Raw genomic sequence first — 23,739 nt, 5'->3', positions numbered from 1 at the left:
ATCCCCTTTGATTAGAATTGAACTTTCTCCTTATTCGCTTTTAAACTCACCGATAAGCTCTTGTAATTCCTGAGAAAGCCAACTTAAAGAAGTCGCTAATTCTGCAATATCTTGTACTGATATTTCTTGCTCTTTCATGCTTTCTTCAACATTACTACTGCTGTTGGCATAAGTATTTGCAATATGTGATAATTCATTTACGACTTGAACGATATTCTGGCTATTTTGTAAAATGTCACTCGAATTACCCGAAACAGCTTTTACTTGATCTGTAACAGATTGCGCTGATTTGGAGATTTTTTCGAAGAAATCTCCACTACTTTGAACAAGTGAAATTCCAGTTTCTACTTCTTTTGAACCTTTTTGCATTGAAACTACAGCATCTTCTGTCTCAGCTTGTGTTTCACCAATTAATTTCGCTATATCTTTAGCAGACGCTTCCGTTTGTTCTGCTAATTTTCGTACTTCATCAGCAACAACTGCAAACCCTCTCCCAGCTGCTCCAGCACGTGAAGCCTCAATAGAAGCATTTAAAGCTAATAAATTTGTTTGATTTGAAATACCTGTAATTACAGTTACGATATCACTAATTTCTTTTGACCTTGTTTCTAACGAATAAATGATGGAAGATAAATCTTGTACTGCATTTTGAATTAAACTCATTTGATTAATAATTTGTCCAATCACTTCATTACCTTCAATTGAATGTTGCTCCATACCTTCAGAAGCAACCGCAACTTGTTTCGCAGCCCCAGTTATCTCTTCTACCTTATCTTCCATTCCATGTACAATCCCTAAACATTGTTGTACTGAAGTTTTTTGAGACTGTGCCCCTACTCTTAAACCTTCAATAGAACTTGCAATCTCTTGAACTGCCATGCTGTTTTCCTCTGTACTCGCAGACAATTCTTGTGAAGAAGAAGAAACTTGCTCAGCAGTTTGCCTTACTTTATCTATAATCCCTTTAAACTTTTCAATCGTGTTATTGAAATAAACATTAATAATTCCAATATCATCTGGTCTTTCTTTTAATTTAATACTCAAGTCACCTTCACCAATTTTACGTAACCCTTCTCGTAAATCTTTTAATGGCGCTAACGAGTGACGCACGATAAAGAATTGAGTAATAGTCGCAATCGCTAATGAAATAACGATAAAGAGTAAGCCCTGTATCATAAACTTCTCTTTTGTAATAGGAACAATGGAAGCATCTAAGTCAGCCGCAATAATTGCAACAATATTGTTTTCTCCATCTGTAATTGGTTCTAATATTGTCACCCACGAACCTATTTCATCTTCATATACTTCTGTCATTTGGGCCTTTTTCGTATCAATCACTTTATCGTATGCCTTCATCCAATGAGCGGGTTGTTCATAATAATCTCCCGGCTTTATAGGGAACGCATTTGTTAACTCTGTAGTCAAACCAACGAGTTGTAATTCTCGCTTTTCATTCGGCTTTGCTCCTGTAACATACGTTTGTCCAACACTTTTCAATTCTTTTGACACTTCATCTAATTTCTCTGTTAACTTTTCTTTTTTCACTTTTTCGGCTGTAGGATCTTTCGCCATGTCTCTAACTAATTCTACATCCAATTTTTTCAATACTATTTCTCCTGTTTCAATAGACTGCCTTTCAAATAAAGACATCATACTATTTTGAAACATGTTGAAACTTAACGCACCCATACTTCCAACAAGTGTCAAAATAACTAATACGGTTAATAAGACGTTCTTTTGAAGGAACGATAACTTATGCCAATATTTTTTCATTAATATCCACCTTCCTTAATTAACATAACAAAAAAACAAAATATACGAATATTTTGTTTGAAAATGATTCTCAATATATTCGAGAATAAAAAAAAGCCAATGTAAAAGCATTGGCCAAGACCAACCCTATCCGTCCGGTAACTGGCTAGCATAGCCTTTCGACCTTAGCTCCTGTAGTTTTGCGTCCTCATGTTTCCATCAGTTTGCCTTTCTCGCTGAACGAGTTGAACGATATGGGAGTTCTATGAGAATTAATTTATTCTCTTTCAAAGATTACAACATATAAATCAAAATGTCTACTTATTTAGAGATATAAATACAAATTTTTAACGCATTGCTTTTTCGAAATAATTTCAAAAAGTACGTGAATGTTACTTTTTTTGTGTTATATAATAAAAAATGTATAAATAACAAGGATTTCTTCGGGTATTTATTTAATTTTCATTCAAATTAAATTATTCGAATATATCTTAACTAATGAATTTCGGAGGTAGTTTATCATGTTTTGGCTACAATTTCTTACCTTGTTACTCTGTATTTTTATTGGTGCACGCCTAGGCGGAGTTGGTTTAGGAGTAATGGGTGGAGTTGGTATGGCAATACTCGTTTTTGTCTTCCACTTACAACCGACCGCGCCTCCTATCGATGTAATGCTTATGATTTTGGCAGTAATTACTGCTGCTGGTGCTTTGCAAGCTGCTGGAGGAATGGACTATCTTGTTCATCTAGCTGAAAAGGCATTACGAAAAAATCCAAAGCGTATTACTTTTTTTGCTCCAATTGTTACTTATTTATTCACACTATGTGCAGGTACTGGTCACGTTGCCTATTCTGTACTTCCTGTTATTGCAGAAGTCTCTCGTGAATCAGGGATTAGACCGGAACGCCCAATGTCGATTGCCGTAATCGCTTCTCAACAAGCAATTACAGCTAGCCCAATTTCAGCTGCCACAGTTGCTCTTTTAGCAATGTTAGCTGACTATAAAATCACTTTATTAGATATTTTAAAAGTGAGTATTCCTTCTACTTTCATTGCTTGTATGTTAGCAGCATTCGTTGCTAGTAAGATGGGAAAAGAATTAAATGAAGACCCTGAATACTTAAAACGATTAAAAGAAGGAATGATTCCTAAGCTTGAAGAGAAAAAAGAATTTGTAGGTGTAAAGGGCGCCAAATTATCAGTTATCCTTTTCCTTGTAGGAACCTTCCTTGTTGTACTTCTTGGTTCATTTGAAGCACTTCGTCCAGGATGGATAGTTGATGGGAAGTTAGCCCGTCTTTCCATGCCGAACACAATTGAGATGGTTATGTTAACTATCGCGGCTCTTATTATTATTTTCTGTAAACCAAATGTAGAAAGCATTGTGTCTGGTAACGTCTTTAAAGCAGGAGCAACAGCAGTTGTTGCTATTTTCGGTATCGCTTGGATGGGAGATACTTTCTTTAATGGAAACTTAAATATGATTCAAGGATCGATTCAGCATTTAGTAACAAGTGCACCTTGGCTATTTGCTATCGCACTATTCATTCTATCTATTTTACTGTACAGCCAAGCAGCAACAGTTCGTGCCTTAATGCCACTTGGACTATCTCTTGGTATTCCACCAGCGCTACTGATTGCGATGTTCCCTGCAGTAAATGGATATTTCTTCATTCCAAACTATGGAACAATCGTTGCTGCCATTAACTTTGACCGTACTGGTACAACAGGTATCGGTAAATACGTATTAAATCATAGTTTTATGATTCCGGGCCTAATTGCAACATTTACTTCTATCGGAATTGGAATGCTCTTAATTTCAATTATGTTTTAAAGAAAAAGCACAAACCTTTATTTAAAAAGGTTTGTGCTTTTTTAATCAAATATTTGTTTAAATTTCGGGCAGTCTATTTCTTCATGTAGCACTTAAAATACTACACTTCCTTCCCTACAAACTTCTCTTTACTTCTTCAACTAATTTTCTCGTACTTTCATACGCAGATTCCGCTAAACTAATTGCTGAAATAACTGAAACACCGTCCGCACCCGCCTCTATAACTGCCGCTGTATTTTCAATTGTAATCCCACCAATACCAACGATTGGCACTGTAATTCCTTGTTCTCTAAAATAAGCTAATCCTTTCGTTCCTTGAACCGCTTTCGTATCTTTTTTCGTACTCGTTGGGAAAATAGGACCAACCCCTAAATAATCCGCTCCATTTTCGATTGCAAAACGTGCTTCTTCAATTGTATGAGCAGATACGCCGATAATTTTATCTCCCATTTTTTCACGAACAGATGTAATTCCTTCATCATCTTGTCCAACATGAACACCATCTGCATCTAATTCAATGGCTAATTCTACATCATCATTTACAATGAAAGGAACACTATATTCCTTACAAAGCGTCTGCAATTCTTTTGCAAAGCGCACTCTATCTTCTCCGATTAAAGAACCTTCCCCCTTCTCGCGAAACTGAAAAAGTGTCACTCCACCATCTAACGCTTCTTTCAATACAGCTAAAGGATCCCTCGTGCAGTTATTACTTCCCATAATAAAATACACTTGCAATAGCTTAGACATTTTATCTATTTCAATGCGTGCCATTTCTTTCACTCCCTCTTACTCTAACTCCACAATCTTCCCATACTTCTCAATATCACCTGAAGTTGTATTCGCTAATTGATTTAAAAATTCAATTTGGAAACTACCAGGCCCTTTTTCTACCGCCTTAGCAGCTGCCAGTTCCGAAGCTACACCATAAAACGTTAATGCGGCTACTGCTGCTTTTACATAATCTTTTTCCACTGCTACAAATGCTCCTATTACAGAAGTTAGTAAACAACCTGTTCCCGTAACTTTCGTTAAAATAGGGTGACCATTTCGAATAACAATAGTTCTCTCTCCATCTGTAACAACATCTTCTTTTCCAGTAATGACCGCAACTGTATTTAGTTCATCTGCTGCCTGCCTTGCAATACTTACAACATTGCCATTTCCAGTACCAGCGTCTACCCCTTTAATTTCCCATTTCTCATTAATAACATTTGCTATTTCAGCCGCATTTCCGCGGATAATTGCTAAATCTATTTCGGCTGGAATATGTCTCGCAACTTCTGTTCGATACGAAGTTGCTCCTGCACCAACTGGGTCAAATAGTACTGGCACATTGTTCGCATTTGCTGATTTACCCGCGAGTAACATCGCTTCTACTTCTTCAGGACGAAGTGTCCCCATATTTAATACTAACGCTCCAGCAATGCTAGCCATTTCTGCTACTTCTTCTTTTGCATACGCCATTACAGGCGATGCTCCAAGTGCCAACAAACCGTTAGCAGTAAAATTTGTTACAACAACATTTGTAATATTATGAACGAGCGGATTAGATTCTCTCACCAAATCCACTACTTTACTAATTTCTTTCATATTCATCCTTTTCATCTCCTAACTATAATGATGGGAGATACACAAAAAGACACTTTGCGCGTACGCAAAGTGCCTGAACATGTGCTTTTACACTCTCCCTACGCTGGCATTATCCAACAGGTTCAAATGGTCAATGACGGACTAGTCATACTCTCAGTTTGCATCCACAAACTCCCATGTGCTTATTATTCATCTACTTCAAAGTCTACTCTTATTCTACTAAAATAACAAGTTCTTTACTTTTCTATTTCATATAGAAGCAACCTATATAACAATAAACATAATCAAGTGAAACTTTAATCAGTGAGTGTTTTGTTCATCCCACTAAAAACCGATCAAATATGGAGCGAAACTGAATCTCAAGAAGATGTATGCTATATTTAACTTATGGAAATTTGAAAGGATGTTTTTAATATGTCAAAAAGCGTTGTAATCGCTGAAAAACCTTCCGTTGCACGAGATATTGCTCGTGTACTGAAGTGTGATAAAAAAGGAAACGGCTATCTTGAGGGTAGTAAATATATTGTAACTTGGGCTTTAGGTCATCTCGTTACATTAGCAGATCCAGAAAGTTATGATGTGAAATATAAAAAGTGGAATTTAGAAGATTTACCGATGCTACCTGAGCGTTTGAAATTAACGGTTATTAAACAAACTGGTAAACAATTTAATGCTGTAAAAAGTCAGCTACTTAGAAAAGATGTAAATGAAATTATTGTAGCAACAGACGCTGGACGTGAAGGGGAATTAGTCGCACGCTGGATTATCGATAAAGTTAAGCTAAATAAACCAATCAAACGTTTATGGATTTCTTCTGTAACCGATAAAGCAATTAAAGATGGTTTTGCAAATTTAAAACCAGGTAAAGCCTATGACAATTTATACGCTTCAGCAGTTGCACGTTCAGAAGCTGACTGGTATATCGGTCTTAATGCAACTCGTGCTTTAACGACTCGCTTTAATGCCCAGTTAAATTGCGGCCGTGTGCAAACCCCTACTGTTGCTATGATTGCTAGTCGTGAGGATGAAATAAAGAACTTCAAAGCTCAAACTTACTACGGCATCGAAGCTCAAACAATGGAGAAGCTCAAACTTACTTGGCAAGATGCAAATGGCAATAGCCGTAGTTTTAATAAAGAAAAAATCGATGGTATTGTAAAAAGTTTAGATAAACAAAATGCTACTGTTGTGGAAATTGATAAGAAACAGAAGAAGTCATTCTCTCCTGGTCTTTACGATTTAACTGAATTGCAACGTGATGCAAATAAAAAGTTCGGTTACTCTGCTAAAGAGACATTAAATATTATGCAAAAATTGTATGAACAGCATAAAGTACTAACGTACCCTCGTACAGATTCACGCTACATTTCATCTGATATCGTTGGAACACTTCCAGAACGTCTAAAAGCATGTGGTGTTGGAGAATACCGTCCCTTCGCACATAAAGTATTACAAAAGCCTATCAAACCTAACAAATCATTTGTTGATGATAGTAAAGTAAGCGATCATCATGCGATTATTCCAACAGAAGGATACGTTAACTTCGCAGCATTCACAGATAAAGAACGCAAAATTTATGATTTAGTTGTAAAACGTTTCTTAGCTGTTTTATTCCCAGCATTCGAATACGAGCAACTAACATTACGTACCAAAGTTGGTAGTGAAACATTCATTGCACGCGGAAAAACGATTTTACATGCTGGTTGGAAGGAAGTATACGAAAATCGATTTGAAGACGATGATGTAACTGATGACGTAAAAGAGCAGATTCTACCTCACATTGAAAAAGGCGATACATTAACTGTAAAGTTAATTATGCAAACATCAGGTCAAACGAAAGCACCTGCACGCTTTAATGAAGCAACCTTACTTTCAGCAATGGAGAATCCTACAAAATATATGGATACGCAAAATAAACAACTTGCTGATACGTTAAAATCGACTGGTGGATTAGGTACTGTAGCGACACGTGCAGACATTATCGACAAGCTATTCAATTCATTCTTAATTGAAAAACGTGGTAAAGATATTCACATTACTTCAAAAGGTCGCCAGTTACTTGATTTAGTACCAGAAGAATTAAAATCTCCTACACTAACTGGTGAATGGGAACAAAAACTTGAGGCTATCGCAAAAGGTAAATTGAAAAAAGAAGTATTCATTTCGGAAATGAAGAACTATACGAAAGAAATTGTTTCTGAAATTAAATCGAGTGATAAAAAATATAAACATGACAACATTTCAACGAAGTCTTGTCCAGATTGCGGTAAACCAATGCTAGAAGTAAACGGCAAAAAAGGGAAAATGCTCGTTTGCCAAGACCGTGAATGTGGTCATCGTAAAAATGTATCTCGTACAACAAATGCTCGCTGTCCGCAATGTAAAAAGAAACTAGAATTACGTGGTGAGGGTGGAGGCCAAATTTTCGCATGTAAATGTGGCTATCGCGAGAAATTATCAACATTCCAAGAGCGACGTAAAAAAGAATCTGGAAACAAAGCCGATAAACGCGACGTTCAAAAATATATGAAACAACAGAAAAAAGAAGAAGAACCATTAAATAACCCATTCGCGGAAGCATTAAAAAAATTAAAATTTGATTAAACAAAAAGGTTCCTACCTCTATCGGTAGGAACCTTTTATTTTAGTGAATGATTTTACTTCCTTTTGCATTCTCAACAAATTTTTCACTTGATTTGTTAATTGGTGTTTTCAGTAATAACGCAGCAACAATCATAACTACTACGAAAGCACTTAACACAAGTAAATCTCGCGTTACGATATCCCAAAGCATTCCACCAACTGTTTCACGAATTGCGCTAATTGCGTATGTGAATGGTAAGAACGGATAAATCGCTTGGAAGAACGCTGGTGTCATTTGGATTGGGAATGTTCCGCCCGATCCTGCTACTTGTAGTACAAGTAAAATAATCGCCATCGATTTCCCAACGTTTCCGAAAATAGAAACGAGTGAGTATACGATACAAACGAAGACTCCACCAATAAATAAACTAAATAACACAAACCAGAACTTATCGACTACGTACGTACCGAGTAAGAATATATCTCCCATCGATACGATAAACGCTTGTGAAAGACCTATCGTTAAGAATGTTAATAAACGTCCGAAGTAAATTTCATGGCTCTTATAATTCGCGCCCTCTTCGTGTACTTCTACCGTTAATAATGAAACCATTAATAATGCGCCTACCCATAATGCAAGCACTGTATAGAATGGTGACATCGCTGAACCGTAGTTCGGCATCGCAAATAATTTATTTTCTTTTAAATTTACTGGATTCGCAAAGTAATCACTTTGCTTTTCAACATCATTTTTCAATAAGCGTATAATGTCTTTTAAATCCTCTTCAGATTCAAAATCACGAATTTTATCTGCTAATTCTTTAATCTTTTTCTCAGTAGCTGGCATTTCAGCTTTAATGTCTGCTAATTTCTTTTTACCATCTACTAAACCTTTTGATGAATCTTCTAGTAATTTTTTAACATCTGGAAGCTTTTTGTCTGCATCATTTAAAATTTGAGTTGTATTTTTCGACATCTCTTTTGTACGAGCAATTGCTGTATTGAAATTAGGTACAATTTCTGAATCATACGTCGATAATACATCTGTTAATTGAGCTGATCCGCCCTTCGCAGCGTTGTTAATACTTTCAATTACATCTTTTGTAGGTTTCTGGCCATTGTTAAGAAGTGTAATTCCCTTATTCGTTGCCTCTACACCTTTTTGTAAGCTGCTTTTCGCTTTGTTTAATTTTGCGATTCCATTATTAAGGTTTTTATCACTATTTACATCCGCTAAAACCTTATTTGTACTTTCTAGAACTGGAATCATATCATCAATTAAACCGATTCCAGATTGGAATTGACCATTTAAGCTATTTAAAGCTACTTTCGTTGAATCTAAACCGTTAATACCTCTATTTTGTACATCTTCTTTTGCTTTCTGTAAATCTGCTTTTGCACCTTCAAGGCTATTTTTTGCTTTATCATAATCTGCTTTTGCATTATCATATATTTGATTTGCATCAGCTTTAGCTTGATCTACCGCGCTAACTGCCTTTTTATAATCAGCTACAAACGTTTCATTGTAATCTTTTTCAGCTCGATCGATTAAAGCATTTGTTTCATTTAATTTCTGATTAATTCCATCACGCACATCTTGTTTAACTTCCTGACCTGTGCTAATTAAATCGTTTAAACGTTTAAAACGATTATTTAAATCTTGTTGTCCATTCTTAATATCCGTTAAATGCTCTTTTCTTGTTTTAAAGAAATTTTGCCCAAACTCAGTTTGAGCCCCTTGCTCTAAACGAGCCATAACATCAATTACATAAGAAAGATTGTCAATATGCGTTTGAAGATTATTAGATATAGTCGAAATATTTTTCTTAGCTATCTCTGGATCAACGCTTCCATTTTGCAATCCATCCATAACACTTTGTGCATAAGCTGTTCCTGCACGTGATGAGCTTAGAACATTATTTACTGTTTGATTAATATTTTGTGCTATCCCTTTATACCCATCACTATTCAACTTAGAAAGATCTGGTCTCGCTGGGAATTCAGGTAATCCATTCATTCCAGACAAATCAGGAATATTTAATTCTACACCTGGATTCATTAAAAAGTCAGTAAATGCAGCTGCACTATCCATAACGCCTTTTGCTGCCACTAAATCATTTCTTATCGTCCCTGGAGCATTTTTTAATGTTTGATCTTGTCTTGCAAAGAACTTATCTAAATTCGCCAACGCTTCCTGCCCATCATTTATTACACTCTCTACAACAGGTAAATCTTTCTGCGCTACTTTCACAACATCTTCTGCTCGAGTTGCATCATCTAACGCCTTATCCATGAGTGTATTCATTTCTGGGAACTGCGCTTCTAACTTAAATACAAGATCTTTTACTTTTTCGATACTTGGTAAGTTTGTTTCTAAATCGATTCCAAGATCATTGAAAATTTTAAAAATCTCACCGTTTGCTGTTTTTACAAAGTTTTTACTAATTTCTTCTGTAATACCTGATGCACCTTTTGCTGTAATCTTCGGTGCAATCGCGTTTACTTTTTCATTCACATAGTAATCCAGTTCTGGTTTTTTAGGATTTTCATCCAGAACAGTTGCAATTTTTTCAGAGAAGTCTTTTGGAATCGTAATACTTGCATAATAATCCCCACGCTCAACTCCGTAAATTGCTTGTTTCTCATCTACAAATTTCCAGCCAAGATTTTTGTTTTTCTTAAGGGAGTCTACAATCTCTTTCCCGATATTAATATCTTTCCCTCTTAAATTAGAACCTGCATCTTGGTTAGAAACTGCAATGGGAACCTCTTTTGTATTTCCATACGGATCCCAAGAAGCTTTAATGTTAAACCATGCATATAACGATGGTAAAATCATTAATCCTAAAACAATAACAATTGCAGCCCAATGTTTGGCTACATTCCGTAAATCTGTCTTATAAATACGCCAAATCTGTTTCATAGAAGTTATCACCTAATTATATATTTTTCCTTCTTTAGAAAATGATACATACATTTTGCAATTATATCACTTTCTACATCGTGTATTAACCAAAAACGTACTATTTTTTCCCATTAACTTTCACTTACTTTATTATATAACGAAGTGAGTCAAAGTATGAATACAAAATGACCAAATCGGTTTTACATTCAATAATAACAAATATATATGAAATGTCATAAAAAATACAAGTATTTTCTCTTGGAAATACTTGTATTCCTAAAAAAAATCCTCACAGCTTTTATTCTCTGTGAGGATTTCTTCTATTATATATCCAATTGAACCTCTACACCGAAATGATCTGAAATTACATTTCTGTTTGTACCATTAAAAATAACTTTTGAAGAATGAACTTTTTTACTTTGGTTACACAATATTAGATCGATTCGCAAATTATGTTTATTTTCATCCCAACCAGCAATCTCGCCTTGGACAGTCGTTCCTTCATCCTTCTCTATTGCTAATTCATATGTGTCATACAACCCTTTTTGCATCATATACTCATAACCTTCGCCTTCCAAGCGAGCATTGTTATTAAAATCCCCCATTAAGAAGGCGAGCTTATTACTATCTACACGCCCCATCAAACGATCAACTTGACCTTTGAATGACTCTTCTTCATCATTCCACCAACCGAGATGGCAAGAGTAAAACGTTATATCTTTACCATTATAAGCAATTGTTGTACTTACAATTTTACGCGTTTTCCAATACGTTGTATCCTCGTTTTCTGAAATAAAGAACGTATCTTCTTTTATAATATTATGCTTCGTTATAATCGCTAACCCTTCTTCATACACGTCATAACCAATATGAGAGAAATCCCAAGTAATATTGTAATCTTTTACATGTAGCGCTTTTAACTCTTCTAATAGTAAAAGTCCAAAATTATCTTCTTTCTTGTTACCGCATACATTTTCAGCTTGTATGGACTGACTTACTTCTTGCAATGCGATGACATCGTACTCTTCTTCTTGAATTACTTTAGCAAGGTATTGTATCTTTTCTATTTGATTCTCTTCTTGCCAAGAATGACAGTTTAAAGTTAGCAATTTCATATTATTACGCACCTAACATATCTTGAATGTCTGACTTTAATACGTCAGCTTTCGGACCATATACCGCTTGTACACCTTTATCTTTTACAATAAGCCCTAAAGCACCATTTTGTTTCCACTGTGCTTCTGGTGCAACAACATCTAAGTCTTTTACTGTTACACGTAAGCGTGTCATACAAGCATCTACGTCAGCAATATTTTCTTTTCCACCTAATAAATCGATAACTTTTGTTGCTAATGAACCATCTTGTACATTTCCTGTTCCTTCTGATGCCTCATCTTCATTATCAATATAGTTACCTGCACGCCCTGGTGTTGGTAAGTTGAATTTTTTAATTAAGAAATTAAATAGTGTAAAGTTAAGACCGAAGAACACTAATGAAACAATAACAAAGTTGATTAAGTCTCTTGTTAAACCTGCGTTAACCATCATTGGTGTACGAGTAATTAACTCAATGAATCCAAATGCATGAACACGTAAGTTAATTAAATCAGCTAACGCGAATGCAAGTCCTGTTGTAATAGCATATACAACATATAATACTGGAGCAATAAACATGAACATGAATTCAATTGGTTCTGTTACACCTGTTAAGAATACTGCTAATGCTGCTGATAAAAACATTGGTTTATATTTTGCACGCTTTTCTTTATCAACGTTACGGAACATCGCAAATGCAATCCCCATTAACGCTGCTGTTGAGCCGATAACTTGTCCAGCTTTGAAACGAGCTGGTACAACGTTATTTAATAAATCGTTATATGCCTTCGTATCTCCATTTGCCAATAAATTATTTAAATCTGTAATCCATGCAAGCCATAATGGATCTTGTCCTGCTACAACTTGTCCAACTTTTGAACCAGTTAGCATCGTATATGTTCCGCCTAGCTCTGTATAGTTCATTGGAATCGTTAACATATGGTGTAAACCAAATGGTAATAATAAACGCTCTAACGTTCCATATACAAACGGTGCAACAACTGGTGCACTATCTTTTGAAGCTGCAATCCAGCGACCAAATTCATTTAACCCACTTTGGATGAATGGCCATAGAAGTGATAATACAATCGCAGTAACTGTAGACCAAAGAATTACAACGAATGGTACAAATCGTTTTCCATTAAAGAATGCTAATGCCTGTGGCAGTTTATTATAGTTATAATATTTGTTATATAGATTAGCTCCTAAGAAACCTGTGATAATCCCCACGAAAACTCCCATGTTTAATGCTGGTGCACCAAGTACAGAAGTAAAGTAATCTTTTACAAGTAAATCTCCTGCTATTACTGAAGAAACTGTCGCTTTTGAATCCGCTAACATTTGAGCGTTTACGCCAAATATAGCTCCTGTAATTCGGTTTGTTAAGACGAATGCTAATAGCGCTGCAAATGCACCACCTGCACGATCCTTCGCCCAAGATCCCCCAATTGCTACTGCGAATAAGATGTGTAGATTTGTAATGATTGCCCAACCGATGTCTTCCATTACGCGAGCAATTGTATGAACTGCGTTAACATCCCCAGCAGACATACCAATTAACTTACCGATGGAAATCATTAAACCAGCTGCTGGCATTACGGCTACAACAACTAATAACGCTTTCCCGAACTTTTGCCAAAAATCAAAAGACGTAATTTTCATCTGTTCTTCCTCCCCTTTATTTATAACAACATAATGATTTAAATTATAATTTCTGTTCCCTTTATGAAAACGATCCCTTATGTTACTTTATTTTTATCTTTACGCAACCGTTTTCATAAATCTATTTTAATAAAAGCGTTTTCACTTTGCAATAGAAATTTATTTTTTTTCATAAAAAAAGATGCTCAAAGAGCATCCTTTTTTATTATGAAATGCGATAAACCCTTGTTTCATAAGGTTTTAAAGCAATTGTTGTTACTTCTTCATGTTCCGCAACTTCATAGTTATTTAAAAGCAAACGTTTGCGTTCTAGTGCAAATAAATCCTCATTATACACTGCTTCCTCTTTTGAGATATTACTAATTACAATGACTTTTTCATCCTGTAACGTACGTGTATATGCATAAATTTGTGGATCGTCTTCTAAAAGTAAATCGTACGTACCATAGTTCAGTACATCGTGCTCTTTTTTCAGGGCAATCATTTTCTTATAGAAATTGAAAATAGACTTTTCTTCATTTTTTTGCTTTTCAACATTAATTTCTTTGCAATTTGGATTCATGCTAAACCAAGGTGTACTTGTTGTGAAACCAGCATTCATCTCATCATTCCACTGCATAGGTGTACGTGAATTATCGCGGCAAGAAGCCCATATAATCTCCATCATATCTTGATGTGGTACGCCCTCTGCGATTTTCTCGCGATATAAATTTTTAATTGCAACATCATCGTAATCTTCAATATTTGGTAACTGAACATTTGTCATACCAATTTCTTGTCCTTGATAAATAAACGGTGTACCGTGCATAAAGAAATACATCGCTCCTAGAGCTGTTGCACTTTCACGCCAATATTGTTTATCATCTCCCCATGTTGAAACGATACGTGGTTTATCGTGATTTTCAATATATAAAGCGTTCCATCCTTTATTCTCTAATCCTTTTTGCCATTTCGTTAATACTTTTTTCAATCCTACAACATCAAGGTCTTTCTTCTTCTCTGCATCCCATAAACTTAAATGTTCAAACTGGAATACCATATTGAACTTACCTTGCTCTTCTCCAACCCAAAGCTCAGCATCTTCAATCTTAACGCCATTTGCTTCACCAACAGTCATAATATCGTACTTAGAGAATGTATTTTCTTTTAGCTCTTCTAATAAAGGTTGAATACCTTTCACATTCATATGTTTATCAAAAGATGGCACATATTTTAACTCTTTTGGATTTGGCATATCCTTAAGGCCTTCTTCTTTTTTAATATGACTGATCGCATCAACGCGGAAACCATCAATACCTTTATCAAGCCACCAATTAACCGTATCATATAGTACTTCGCGAACTTCTTTATTCTCCCAGTTCAAATCTGGTTGTTTACGTGAGAATAGATGTAAATAATATTGTTCTGTTTCTTCATCATATTCCCATGCCGAACCATTAAAAATACTTTCCCAGTTGTTTGGCTCCGCACCATCTTTACCATCATGCCAAATATACCAATCACGCTTCGGATTATCTTTAGATGAACGTGATTCAATAAACCATGGATGTTCATCACTCGTATGATTAATAACTAAATCAATAATAAGCTTCATATCACGCTTATGAACTTCATCTAGTAAAGCATCAAAGTCTGCCATTGTACCAAACTCATCCATAATATCTTGATAATCACTAATATCATAACCATTATCATCATTAGGTGACTTATACATTGGACAAATCCAAATTACATCTATACCTAAATCTTTTAAATAATCCAGTTTTGCAATAATACCTTGTAAATCTCCAATACCATCACCATTTGAATCCATAAAGCTTCGTGGATAAATTTGATAAGCAACCGCTTCTTTCCACCATGTCTTATTCATAGTCATTCTCTCCTTTTGCATCCCATCGGAATTTTATGCAAACGTTTTCGTAACACTATCATAACAAAATATGAACAGTTTGCAACTGTTTTCATTGAACTCTATGTAGATTCTTTATTCTTATGCTTTATTTATTTCTCACAAAGGTAAATCTCATTCTCCACCTCTCCTTGTCCACGCGTATTACAGACATTTTTCATATATTAATAAAAAGCTCTGATTATTTTAGAAAGGAGTAATAAATTGAAACAAACAAAATTAACAGGTCGTATCGTTGTTCCCACAGATCCTGACTACGACGTAGCCCGAATGAATTTAAATTTAAGTATTCCAAAACTCCCTTGTATTATTGTTTTTTGTCAAAATAACAAGGATGTATGTAACGCCTTAAAATGGGCACGTGAACGTCATATACCATTTCGGTTAAGAAGTGGACGTCATAGCTATGAAAATTTTTCTCTTTTAAATAGAGGACTTATTATTGATGTGAGTGAAATGCATCGCATTACTGTTAATACAGAGAAATTAACAGCAACAATTGAGGCTGGTGCAAATCTTGGCACTGTTTATAAAGAACTTTGGAATTACGGTGTTACAATTCCTGCTGGTACAAGTGCAAGCGTTGGAATTGTTGGATTAGCACTTGGCGGTGGTATTGGTATGCTTTCACGCTTATTTGGATTAACATGTGATCAATTAATGGAAGTGGAAATGGTACAAGCGTGTGGAAAATTTGGTGCAAAACTCATTCGTGCAAATGAACAAGAAAACTCTAACCTTTTTTGGGCATGCCGTGGTGGCGGTGGTGGAAACTTCGGAATTATCACTTCCTTAACTTTTCGAGTCCACCCCGTAAAAAATGTATCAATTTTCTCAATTACATGGGAATGGGAAGACTTTATTGCTGCATTTCAAGCGTGGCAAAACTGGGCACCTTATATAGATGAACGTCTCACTTCATCGATCGAATTATTCGCCAAGCAACGAAATAAAATCGAAGCACAAGGCGAGTTTGTCGGTTCTCCCTCTGAACTCCATTCCCTATTATCCCCTCTTCTTGAAACTGGCAGCCCCTCTCTCTTTATAGAAGAAGTTCCTTATATAAAGGCTGTCGAATTTTTTAATGGCGGTAACATCCCTGAAAATTTCAAGCGCTCTGGTTCCTATGTCTATAAACCTATTCCCCTTAAAGGCATTCAACTCATGCAATACTTTCTTTCTCATGCCCCAAATAAAGATGCTAGTATTTGGCATCAATCGCTCATAGGTGCTGTTGAAAATATTTCGCCGAATGAAACGGCTTATTTTCATCGTAAAGCAATTATTGCCCAAGAATACATTACCTCTTGGAAATGCGATGATGAAGAAAATCGAAATATACGCTGGGTTAAAGATTTACGAGAAAGCTTAGATCCTTATACACTAGGTGACTATGTGAACTGGCCCGATATCGACATTAAAAATTGGCAAACTAGTTATTATGGCTCTAACTTTCACAGATTGCGTAAAGTAAAAACTATGTATGATCCTTGTGATGTTTTTCATTTCCACCAAAGTATTCCTCCTTTTCATACGTGAAAAAGAGGATAACATAAAAAAATCATCCAATATACCGTTACCTCACAGTATGTTGGATGATTCAAGTTGATTTTCTATATCGTTTCAAATTATTGCTCCTACTCATAAACTTTTACTTACAGATTAATTGTATTTCGTATCATTTTCATGCAATGAATGTAATTTAATATTTGGTACTTTATCTTTTTCCATACCTCTATTATAAGAAACAGGAACTTGAAATTCGAATTGCTTTGTCTCATGTTTTTGTAAATAGACTGGTTTCGGTACTGGATAGCTTTTTGAATTCTCGTTTGCATTATCATATAAAACAACTTTTAATGCTTGTGAATGATTACGATAATTTTTTAAAGTAACAATGCACTTCGGTTGGATATTATCTCCATTTTCCTCCATTCTACACTGGCTATCTTCTTTTTTATATTCTATTGCTTCTACCCCTGTTTTTCCTGCATAGTACCATGTTTTATTCAATGTCTGGAGGATTGTATTTAAAATAAACGGCATCATTACAATCAAAATACTAATGCCTACTACTTTTATCTTATTCATTTTTCTAAATGTACTAGACTCCTTTTTTCCTAGCCATTTTAAAAATAATATAAATGCAATTACATGTAGTATGAAAGAAACAATCAATATATTTGAGACTTTATAATCCATATAAACATACGTATGTATCGGAACCTTATAGACATTGAATAGTTTTTCCCCAATTAATTCATTATCATTTGGAATTTTTAATAATAACAAAACCCCTATACTGTAACAAATAGCTACTAATCGATCATACTCAATACGAATCATTCTTTCTCCCCTTCACTTTGTTTTTTATTATCGATTTTAGCTATTATTACCATACTATACAATCTTTTTATAGAGGATAACGTAAAAAAGTTCCTTATAAATATATAAAGAACCTTATTAATATACATTATGAATTAAAAAATCAATATACAATTTTCACATTGAGATTTCTTCAAAATATGTTGGATTGTGTATTGTAATTTTTTTATCTAAAATTGTAACAATGCTATCATTTTTTAATTGTTTTAATACGCTGCTAACTGTCTCTCGAGATGTTCCAGATATTTTGGATATTTCAATTGTTGTAAGTGGACATGAAATTACAATCTTTTCCCCACTCTGTTCTCCTAAATCCTGCATTAAATAATTTAACGTTTGGATAACACGATCTTGTGCATTAGGAATTGTAATATTTTGCACTCGATTTTCATTCAATTTTAATATAGATGATAATTGCTGAACAACGTACATCAATTGCGTTCTGCTGGATTTTACCATATCTTCAAAGATTACCGTTGGAATATAATATACCTCCACATCCGTCATTGCTTCTGCTGTATAGTTATATCCTCTGTCTGTAAACATACCACCATAAGGAAAAATAGAATACCGCTTTACATAGTCATCGTATAATAAGTTCCCATTTTGATTAACCCGCTCTAACTTTACAAAACCATCTAACATGAAGTAAATTCTTTCCCTTGAATCCCCTTCTAAAAATAAAAATTGACCTTTTTTATAAGTTCGCCAATAAACAAACTCTGTTAAGCCTTTCAATTTTTTTTCTGTTAAATGAGCAAATAATTCGAACTGCTTTAAGTCTTTCACTACGTTCCGTCTATTCATAAAATTCCCTCTCTCTTGCTGTATGTTGGAGCGAAAAATCAAGAAAGCGTATTCAATTTGAATTTTATCATAATTAACTTATATATTCAGATTTCATCATGAAAACTTTATGAACAATGAGTACAAAAAATATTAATAAATAAAAAGAATGAAGTTATTAACCTCATTCTTTTTTTTACTACTAAGTAGCGTACATAATAATTTAAACATACATGCATACATTCTGTTTTGAAATAATAGTACCAGCTTTTTCTTCTAGTGCTTCATATACTTTTTCTAAAGACGTAATAATTGTTTTTCTTTTTGGATTTGTATTAACAAAATTAATAGCAGCTTCAATTTTTGGAAGCATGCTTCCCGCAGCAAATTGTTGTTCTTCAATATATTCTTCTAATTGATTCACTGTGACATGCTCTAATTTTTTTTGATTCGGTTGATTATAATTTACATACACATGATCAACTGCAGTTAAAATAACGAGCGTATCGGCATCTACTAATTCTGCTAATTTCTGCGCAGCGAAATCTTTATCGATAACCGCTTCAGTTCCTTTTAACCCTTCTTCGGAATCAATTACTGGAATTCCACCCCCGCCAACAGCTATCACTATGTTTCCATCTTCCACCAAAGAATTAATCACTTTATGTTCATGAATACTTACAGGCTTCGGTGATGGAACAACACGTCTCCATCCTCTACCAGCATCTTCTTTAAACACTGCTTTTGTTTCATCCATTAATCTTCTGGCCTCTTCTTCTGTATAAAAAGGACCAATTGGTTTAGTTGGATTTTTAAATGCCTCATCTTTTTTATCCACAACAACGCGCGTTATAACTGTTGCTACATCTTTTTGTATATTCCGTTTTTTTAATGCCTTTTCAATCGCATTTTCCATCCAATATCCAATCATCCCTTGGCTCATTGCCCCACAAGTATCTAATGGCATTGCAGGTGTCTTTTCCGTTTCTGCAGCTTTTTGCTGTAATAAAATATTCCCCACTTGTGGGCCATTTCCATGCGCAATTACTATATCCACATCATTTTCCATTATTTTCACAAGTTGTTCCGCTGTTTTTTCCAACGCTTCTTGCTGCGCTCCCGCAGTAGCTTCTCCAGACTGTATCGCATTTCCCCCTAGTGCAACTACAATTTTTCTTCGTGCCATATTTCAGCCCTCCAGTTCATTTCGCTTTCACAGCGCTTTATAAAGTAATACTGCCTGTAATTAATCCATAAATAGCAAAGAATGCTAAAGCACCAATTGCTACGGATGATGCTAATTCCACTCGAGTAAATATTTGCTTCGAACTCTTTTGCTTTTGAACATTGTAAAAAATAAAAATACCTGGCGCATATAAAGTCATTGTTAATAATAAATACTCTAAACCAGCTGCATAAACTAACCACACACCATAAATACTTGCTATCAAACCAATTATTATATTTTTATTTCGATCTACTTCTTCAGATTTTAAGCTATGCTTCAGTTGATAAAATGCTGAAAAAGCATATGGAATTAAAATGGCTGAAGATGCTAAAGAGAATGCAAAGTTATACGCCTGATCAGAAACGACGAATGTTAACAAGAATATTTGAATTAAACCATTTGTTATCCATAATGAATTTACTGGAGCCTTATTTTTATTTTCTTTTGCGAACCATTTTGGAAATACTCCATCTTTAGCCGCTAAATATGGAATTTCAGAAGCGAGCAAAGTCCAACCTAACCAAGCACCTAATACAGAGATGACCAAACCTAAATTTATAAAGATAGCACCCCATTTTCCAACAACACTTTCAAATAAATAAGCCATAGCTGGATTTTTCAAACCAGCAATATCTGCTTGCTGCATAAGTCCAAGAGACAATAATGTGATTAAAATGTAAATGATGAGTGTACCAATTAAGCCAATAACCGTTGCTTTCCCTACATCACTTCTATTTTTTGCTCGACTGGATAAAACAACCGCCCCTTCTACCCCAATAAATACCCATAGAGTTACAAGCATTGTACTTTTAACTTGGCTACCAACTGCTCCCCATGAAAAAGAACCAGTTTGCCCCCAAAATCCATCTAAGAATGTATCAATATGAAACGCGAAGATTCCTATGACAATAAATACAAATACAGGTACTAATTTTGCGATTGTAGTTACTAAATTCACAAGTGCTGCTGATTGAACTCCACGTAAAATTAACATGTGAACACACCACAATAATACGCTTGCACCAATAATGGATTCTACATTTTGACCGCCTTCAAAGATCGGGAAGAAATATCCTAATGAAGAAAATAATAATGTACCGTAAGCTACATTCCCAAGCCAAGCAGATAGCCAGTATCCCCACGCACTATTAAATCCCATAAAATTACCAAATCCTGCTTTTGCATAGCTAAAAATACCACCATCTAAATCTGGCCGTTTTACAGTTAGATTTTGAAAAGATAATCCAAGTGCAATCATCCCAATTCCTGTTATAACCCAGCCAATAATAATGGCTCCAGCACCAGCACCTTTTGCCATATCACTCGCTAAATTAAAGGCTCCACCGCCAATCATAGACCCAACTACAAGAGCCGTTAGTGTAAACAACCCTAATTTCTTATCTTCACCCATTCCACTCACCTCTCTTTAATTGCAATAACAATACAAAAGCAATAGTGAATGATAGTGTCTAAAGGAGGAGAAAGAAGAAAGGAAGACTCCCTTTCTTCTTTACTCCATGTTTCCTAAAGTAGCTGCCATAACCGCTTTAATTGTATGCATTCTATTTTCAGCTTGATCAAATACTTTTGAATGTTTACTGCGGAATACTTCGTCAGTTACCTCCATTTCTTTCAACCCATATTTCTCGTAAACTTCTTCGCCATACATCGTTTCAACATCATGAAATGCAGGTAAACAATGTAAGAAAATCACGTTTTCATTCCCTGTTTCTTTAATCATTTTCATATTTACTTGATAAGGTCTCAATAACTCGACACGTTCAGCAAATTTTTCTTCTTCCCCCATAGACACCCATACATCTGTATAAATTACATCTGCATTCGCAACAGCTTCTTCCACATTACTTGTTATCATTACCTGTTCATTATATTTTTTTGCTAAATCAATTACTTCTTGTGCAGGCCATAAAGATTCTGGTGTGCAAATACGTACATCCATTCCAACGATTGCTCCACCAACTAGTAAGCTATTAGCAACATTATTTCGTCCATCTCCAACGTAAACGAGCTTCACATTTTTCAACTTCCCTACATGTTCTCTAATTGTTAATAAATCTGCTAGTGTTTGTGTTGGATGCCACATGTCTGTTAATCCATTCCAAACTGGCACACCAGAATTTTGTGCTAAAGATTCTACAGTCTCATGATTAAATCCACGAAACTCAATTCCGTCAAACATACGCCCTAACACTTTTGCTGTATCCTCTACGGATTCTTTTTTCCCAAGCTGAATATCACCTTTCCCTAAATATTCAGGATTCGCCCCTAAATCTGTACATGCTACTGTAAATGCACAGCGCGTACGAGTGGAGGTTTTTTCAAATAAGAGCGCTACATTCTTATCTTCTAAATAATGATGCGGGATACCATTTTTCTTTTTCTCTTTTAATTCTGCTGCCAAATCTAGAAAATATAACAATTCTTCTTGTGTAAAATCTTTTTCTGCTAGAAAGCTTCTTCCTTTTAAATTTGGTCTAGTCATTAACATACTTCATCCCTACTTTCTCCGTTATTTATACTAAATATCTTTACGAACAATTGGCATACTCATGCAACGTGGACCCCCACGACCACGAGATAATTCCGAACTTAGCACTTCAATTACTTCTATACCGTGCTCCCGTAATAACGTATTGGATACATAGTTGCGATCATATGTAACAACTACACCTGGTGCGATTGCTAATGTGTTCGAGCCATCATTCCATTGTTCACGAGCAGAAGCAATTACATCTCCTCCTCCACATGGAATAAGAACTAATTCACTTAAGCCTAATACCTCTTTTAATGCTTCCATTAAAGAAGTACGATGTGTAATTTTAAGAGTTTCCTCATCTGATCCTTTTTCTAAAATATAAATATTCATATTCCCTTTTGGCCCTTGAATGGCTGGATGAATTGTAAACTTGTCATAATCAACCATTGTAAATACTGTATCTAAATGCATAAATGCTCGGCATTTTGGAATTTCTATTGCTAACACTTTCTTAATTTTATTTTGTCGGCTAAAGAGATTTTTAGCTAAACGTTCAATTGCTTTAGCTGAAGTACGAGCAGACACTCCAATCGCAATTGTTTCTTCATTTAAAATTAGCTCGTCGCCACCTTCAATTGGAAATTTATAATCACGATCTAACCAGATTGGTACATTATGTTTTGCAAATCTTGGGTGATATTTAATGATGTACTCCATGAATAATGATTCACGTCTACGCGCTGGTTCTCTCATCTTATTTATCGTTAAGCCATCGCCCACGCTAGCTGCTGGATCACGAGTAAAATATAAATTAGGCATTGGATCTAAGTAAAACGGATAATGATCTTCCATTAATTCATATAAATGTGTCTTCTTACTTGTTTCAATTTCGTTTTTCCGTACACCGCCCATAATTTTTTGAATTAATTCTTCATTTGAAAAGGAAAGTAAATATTCTTTTAAAGTTTGATGTGCAACATTTACGTCAGCCTGTCCTTCTTTTAAAATACGATCAACAAATTCTTCTCGAAGTTTTTTATCTACTAACGCCTCAGCGGCTAATTTTTCTAAATAAAGAACTTCAACACCCCGATTGCGTAACGTTTGTGCAAAATAATCATGCTCTTTTTGAATAATTGGTAAGTATGGAATATCATCAAATAATAATTGCTGCAAATAATCTGGCGTCAAGTTTTCCACTTCTTTACCCGGTCGTTTTAATAAAACCGTTTGTAATTCCCCAATTTCTGAAGTAACATGTATCGGATGTTTCATTTGTTGTACCTCCTTTTAAATATGTTTGATGTCTTACAAGTACATAATAAATGCTCTGCACTTTCATCTTTGTGAAAGCATCCACATTATCATTGTGAAATATTAAACAAGTTATTTTTTTAAAATCATACGAATTTGTATTTTTATAACAAACTCTCTCGCTTTTTCAATAAAAAACACATATATTACGCATATATGTTGAATATTCAACTTCCGTATTTAAACAAAAATCCT

General features: G+C 34.9%; 16 protein-coding genes and 2 riboswitches. Of the genes, 3 read left to right on the top strand and 13 right to left on the bottom strand.

Annotated features, from left to right (window positions below; all coding sequences use genetic code 11):
- Positions 1–30: 30 nt before the first annotated feature.
- Positions 31–1,773, bottom strand: coding sequence for a methyl-accepting chemotaxis protein (locus tag OXT04_RS17840; RefSeq protein WP_267416410.1), 1,743 nt, complete (start codon positions 1,771–1,773; stop codon positions 31–33).
- Positions 1,774–1,906: 133 nt separating this feature from the next.
- Positions 1,907–1,991, bottom strand: a riboswitch (cyclic di-GMP riboswitch).
- A 282-nt stretch (positions 1,992–2,273) separates the two neighbouring features.
- Here OXT04_RS17840 and OXT04_RS17835 point away from each other — a divergent pair.
- The gene (locus tag OXT04_RS17835; protein ID WP_000498704.1) at positions 2,274–3,587 is read left to right on the top strand and encodes an anaerobic C4-dicarboxylate transporter family protein; all 1,314 of its coding nucleotides are present in this window, start codon (positions 2,274–2,276) and stop codon (positions 3,585–3,587) included.
- 114 nt (positions 3,588–3,701) lie between these two features.
- Here OXT04_RS17835 and thiE read toward each other — a convergent pair whose 3' ends face one another.
- Together thiE and thiM are read right to left on the bottom strand one after the other, a co-directional pair.
- The gene (thiE, locus tag OXT04_RS17830; RefSeq protein ID WP_000090967.1) at positions 3,702–4,361 is read right to left on the bottom strand and encodes a thiamine phosphate synthase; all 660 of its coding nucleotides are present in this window, start codon (positions 4,359–4,361) and stop codon (positions 3,702–3,704) included.
- Positions 4,362–4,376: 15 nt separating this feature from the next.
- Positions 4,377–5,186 (bottom strand): hydroxyethylthiazole kinase, encoded by an 810-nt coding sequence (gene thiM / locus OXT04_RS17825; protein ID WP_001056095.1) that lies wholly within the window; start codon positions 5,184–5,186, stop codon positions 4,377–4,379.
- Positions 5,187–5,258: 72 nt separating this feature from the next.
- Positions 5,259–5,368, bottom strand: a riboswitch (TPP riboswitch).
- Positions 5,369–5,594: 226 nt separating this feature from the next.
- Here thiM and topB point away from each other — a divergent pair.
- Positions 5,595–7,784 (top strand): DNA topoisomerase III, encoded by a 2,190-nt coding sequence (topB, locus tag OXT04_RS17820; RefSeq protein WP_097821964.1) that lies wholly within the window; start codon positions 5,595–5,597, stop codon positions 7,782–7,784.
- 40 nt (positions 7,785–7,824) lie between these two features.
- Here topB and OXT04_RS17815 read toward each other — a convergent pair whose 3' ends face one another.
- The 4 genes from OXT04_RS17815 to OXT04_RS17800 all read right to left on the bottom strand — a co-directional run bounded on the left by OXT04_RS17815 (position 7,825) and on the right by OXT04_RS17800 (position 15,295).
- A complete protein-coding gene (locus OXT04_RS17815) occupies positions 7,825–10,686 on the bottom strand; it encodes a YhgE/Pip domain-containing protein (protein WP_097821965.1) in 2,862 nt (953 codons plus the stop codon).
- A gap of 305 nt (positions 10,687–10,991) precedes the next feature.
- Positions 10,992–11,783: an endonuclease/exonuclease/phosphatase family protein gene (locus OXT04_RS17810; protein ID WP_000771989.1), complete on the bottom strand. Its 792-nt coding sequence runs from the start codon at positions 11,781–11,783 to the stop codon at positions 10,992–10,994.
- 4 nt (positions 11,784–11,787) lie between these two features.
- On the bottom strand, positions 11,788–13,425 hold the full coding sequence (locus tag OXT04_RS17805; RefSeq protein WP_000705569.1) for a PTS transporter subunit IIBC: 1,638 nt from the start codon (positions 13,423–13,425) through the stop codon (positions 11,788–11,790).
- Between the two features lie 205 nt (positions 13,426–13,630).
- On the bottom strand, positions 13,631–15,295 hold the full coding sequence (locus OXT04_RS17800; protein WP_097821966.1) for a glycoside hydrolase family 13 protein: 1,665 nt from the start codon (positions 15,293–15,295) through the stop codon (positions 13,631–13,633).
- Between the two features lie 243 nt (positions 15,296–15,538).
- Here OXT04_RS17800 and OXT04_RS17795 point away from each other — a divergent pair, with 243 nt between their 5' ends.
- Complete coding sequence (locus tag OXT04_RS17795) at positions 15,539–16,873, top strand: FAD-binding oxidoreductase (RefSeq protein ID WP_097821967.1); 1,335 nt, start codon at positions 15,539–15,541, stop codon at positions 16,871–16,873.
- Positions 16,874–16,996: 123 nt separating this feature from the next.
- Here the strand turns inward: OXT04_RS17795 and OXT04_RS17790 are convergent, their stop codons facing one another.
- The 6 genes from OXT04_RS17790 to arcA form a co-directional block, all read right to left on the bottom strand.
- On the bottom strand, positions 16,997–17,680 hold the full coding sequence (locus OXT04_RS17790) for an ABC transporter permease (protein WP_267416393.1): 684 nt from the start codon (positions 17,678–17,680) through the stop codon (positions 16,997–16,999).
- 156 nt (positions 17,681–17,836) lie between these two features.
- Positions 17,837–18,526 (bottom strand): Crp/Fnr family transcriptional regulator, encoded by a 690-nt coding sequence (locus tag OXT04_RS17785; protein ID WP_001081906.1) that lies wholly within the window; start codon positions 18,524–18,526, stop codon positions 17,837–17,839.
- 202 nt (positions 18,527–18,728) lie between these two features.
- A complete protein-coding gene (arcC, locus tag OXT04_RS17780) occupies positions 18,729–19,691 on the bottom strand; it encodes a carbamate kinase (protein WP_000113953.1) in 963 nt (320 codons plus the stop codon).
- Positions 19,692–19,728: 37 nt separating this feature from the next.
- Positions 19,729–21,144 (bottom strand): arginine-ornithine antiporter, encoded by a 1,416-nt coding sequence (gene arcD, locus OXT04_RS17775; protein WP_000503413.1) that lies wholly within the window; start codon positions 21,142–21,144, stop codon positions 19,729–19,731.
- A 99-nt stretch (positions 21,145–21,243) separates the two neighbouring features.
- Positions 21,244–22,242, bottom strand: coding sequence for an ornithine carbamoyltransferase (gene argF, locus OXT04_RS17770; protein ID WP_000930283.1), 999 nt, complete (start codon positions 22,240–22,242; stop codon positions 21,244–21,246).
- Between the two features lie 30 nt (positions 22,243–22,272).
- Positions 22,273–23,505, bottom strand: coding sequence for an arginine deiminase (arcA, locus tag OXT04_RS17765; protein ID WP_000682331.1), 1,233 nt, complete (start codon positions 23,503–23,505; stop codon positions 22,273–22,275).
- Positions 23,506–23,739: the final 234 nt, after the last annotated feature.

The organism is Bacillus sp. GC_Bacil_1, assembly GCF_026540675.1.
Lineage (GTDB): Bacteria > Bacillota > Bacilli > Bacillales > Bacillaceae_G > Bacillus_A > Bacillus_A cereus.
The sequence above is the reverse complement of the archived record's forward strand: the minus strand, read 5'-3'. Positions and strand labels throughout refer to the sequence as shown.